Here is a 2,750-nt window from a genome sequence, read left to right on the forward strand (position 1 = left end):
CCGCGGTGAAGAGGAAGCCGACGATCACGGCGAGGGCGAAGCCGAACAGCATTTCGTGTGCATGCCACAGCGGGCCCTGGAGGTAGGCCCGCGGCAGCCAGTCGGCGAACTGCATCGCCCACAGGCCGATGGACAGCGCGGCGTATCCTGCGGACTGAAGATGGCGGTTGTGAGATTTCGACGTTCCGCGCTGTTTTCCCGCTTCAAAGGCGCGTTTTCGGCTCTCTCTGACCCGCTACTGGGCCAACGGACGGACTTCTGCCAAGGTCCGCATGCGCACGAGGTTGTAGGCGGCCATCGTCAGCACGAACAACTGGCTGTTCCTCGCCCAGGACCTCGAGGTGGCGGCCGGCGTGAAGCAGCAGTTGGAAGCGGATGCAAAGCGCGTGGGCGGCGTGCGCCTCCTGCCAGGGCGCTTCATGGTCATCGAACAGGCCATGGGCGTGCCCAAGGGCCGCGTCGCATCGCAGGCGTGGCTCAGCGGCTTCATCGAGGAGATGAAGGCTTCCGGCTTCGTGGCGGGCTCTCTGAAGAAGCACGGCATCGAAGGCGCAKCSGTGGCGCCGCCGAGGGCCGGATTGAACGCACCCCTTTGTGAGCGAGACTCGCGACCCTGCGGCCCTTTCAGCCCGTCACCAGTTCTGGTGATGCGACGCACCGCGAAAGACTTAGCATGGCCTCACTGGCAGGAGGTCGACATGAAGTACCGAAAGCTTGCGTCCCTCTTCATCGTGTGCGGGACTCTCGCGGCATCGGCCATCGCGGTCGCCGGGCCCGCTGAGTATGCGATCCGCTGGGATCCTTCCCAGGGCGGCCCGAGAACCGCCGCCGAAGCATTGTCGAGGCTGACGTCGGGAGAATTCGATGAGGACGTCTTCGAGATCCGGTATGCCGTCCTGTCGAAGCCCAGGCCCGACATCAACGCGATCCTGCGCGAGCGGATTCGCACCAGCAAGCCGCGCTTCGAGTTGACCTACAAGCTGCGAAGCGATGCGCCCCTGCCGAAGGCACTGAAGTTCTCGGGCGATGAATGCCCTGCGGGGGAAACCACGGACCCACCCAAGGACGAAGTCGATGTGAGTTTCACGTCCCCAAGCGCCATCAGGCGCGCGCACTCGCTCAGTTGCACCGTCGAGTCCAAGAAGAACTCCCCTCCAATCCCGGCCGCTCTGAAGGCCGCCCAGTTCGCACCGTGCACGAGCAAGACGACTCGCCTCAAGGTCGGGGACTTGAAGGTGGAAGAGTGGCGATTTCCTGACGGCCGCGTCGCCATCGAAGTGTCCCGGTCCGGTACGGATACGGCCGAGGATCGGGAACTGTTCCGCAAGGAGATCGTGACCCCGCTCGTCGAAGCGAAGATCCGCCCGCTGAAGCTGAGCAAGACGGAGATGGGCAGCGACTGCAAGGCGCCGGCCTGACATCGCACCCCGACTCGGGAGCCCTCATGATCATCGACACCAATCGCCGGACGACCAGCCGACTGGGCTGCATGCAAGGCCAGGGGGTGCAAACCATCATCAGGTACTACGCACGCACGACCGGCCAACCGGAAAAGCGCCTGATCCGCGCCGAAGCCGAGGCCATCCTCGACGCCGGCGCTTCCATTGCCACGGTCCACCAGGCCGGAGGCGACGGCGCCACTTCGTTCTCGAGGCAACGAGGCCGGCAGGACGCCGAATACTCCCTGAAGTATGCGATCGAGACGATCGGGCAGCCGGACGGCTCGGCCATCTACTTCGCCGTCGATTTCGACTGCAATGCATCGCAGTTCCAGAGCAATGTCGTTCCTCATTTCGAGGCCATCCACGAGGTCGTCGACAGTGGCGCCTTCTCCAAGCGCTTTGCCATCGGCGCCTACGGAAACGGGGTGGTCCTCGAAGGGCTCCTGTCGCGGAATCTTTGCGAGTTCGCGTGGCTGTCGCAATCCACGGGCCATCACGGCAGCAAGGCGTTCAAGGAAAGCGGGCGATGGACTCTGTTTCAGCGCTTGCCAAGCACCCTTTGCGGCCTCGGGGTCGACGTCGACGAACTCAACCCGGCGGCCACCGCCTTCGGTCTCTTCGACAAGCTGGATCCCCTTCAAGCCTCGTCCACTGCCTCCGGCCCGATCGTTTCCGTCACCAACCGCTTCCGGACCACCGCGGCCGATGGGCTTCGGTTGCGCGCCGGCCCCGGCACCGAGTTCGAGGTGCGTCGCCTGCTCCCACCCGGCACGGTGATCGAACTGCTTTCCCGCTTTCGCGACTGGGCGATCGTCGATGTCGACGGGAATGGCGGGGCGGACGGGGCCGTCCACACCGCCTTCCTGGAGCCGTTGTCATAGTCCGCCTGGAGCTCCCATGAATTACGAACTGCGCTATCGGGACGAGGGAAACGACGCTCGCCGTCTCCAGGAGTTCCTTGTCGCGAGCGAGGGCGCGACCCTTTCCGCGGACGGGCTGTTCGGCCCGAACACGCGCGACGCGATCACTCAATTCCAAAGAAAGCTTGGGCTCGAACAGAGCAGTTTCGTCGATCGAAGCACGTTCGATGCATTGGCGAGCAGAGGCCTGACGCTGCTGACTCCGCCCATCGACGGCGCCCAACCGGGCACCACTTGGCCCCCGCGTCCCACCGAGCCGCCGCAACCGGACTCCGCCCTGACGACCACGCTTTTCGGCAAGTTCGAGTTTCGCCATGCGCCCACCGCGTCGAATCCGGAAAGGATCGAGATCCTTGGCGGCTGGGTCGCCGAGAACATCGTCGAGGTG

At 64.6% G+C, this 2,750-nt stretch carries 3 protein-coding genes and 2 pseudogenes; 4 read left to right on the forward strand and 1 reads right to left on the reverse strand.

All coding sequences use genetic code 11. The features are described 5' to 3' along the window. Positions 1 to 151, reverse strand: a pseudogene (locus tag AC1DY5_RS50370) (NnrS family protein); the annotation flags it as partial. Between the two features lie 142 nt (positions 152 to 293). Here AC1DY5_RS50370 and AC1DY5_RS50375 point away from each other — a divergent pair. From AC1DY5_RS50375 to AC1DY5_RS50390, 4 genes and pseudogenes are all read left to right on the forward strand, one after another. Then, a pseudogene (locus AC1DY5_RS50375) lies at positions 294 to 569 on the forward strand (ABC transporter substrate-binding protein); the annotation flags it as partial. Positions 570 to 698: 129 nt separating this feature from the next. Next, positions 699 to 1,418 carry a hypothetical protein gene (locus tag AC1DY5_RS50380; RefSeq protein ID WP_478121804.1) on the forward strand — a complete coding sequence of 240 codons (720 nt, stop codon included), beginning with the start codon at positions 699 to 701 and terminating at the stop codon, positions 1,416 to 1,418. Between the two features lie 26 nt (positions 1,419 to 1,444). After that, positions 1,445 to 2,323, forward strand: a complete 879-nt coding sequence (locus tag AC1DY5_RS50385; RefSeq protein ID WP_478121805.1) for a glycoside hydrolase domain-containing protein — start codon at positions 1,445 to 1,447, stop codon at positions 2,321 to 2,323. Positions 2,324 to 2,339: 16 nt separating this feature from the next. Continuing rightward, positions 2,340 to 2,750: peptidoglycan-binding domain-containing protein (locus AC1DY5_RS50390; protein ID WP_478121806.1), on the forward strand; the 411-nt coding region annotated here is incomplete at its 3' end.

This window comes from Variovorax sp. P4_D9, from assembly GCF_056401695.1.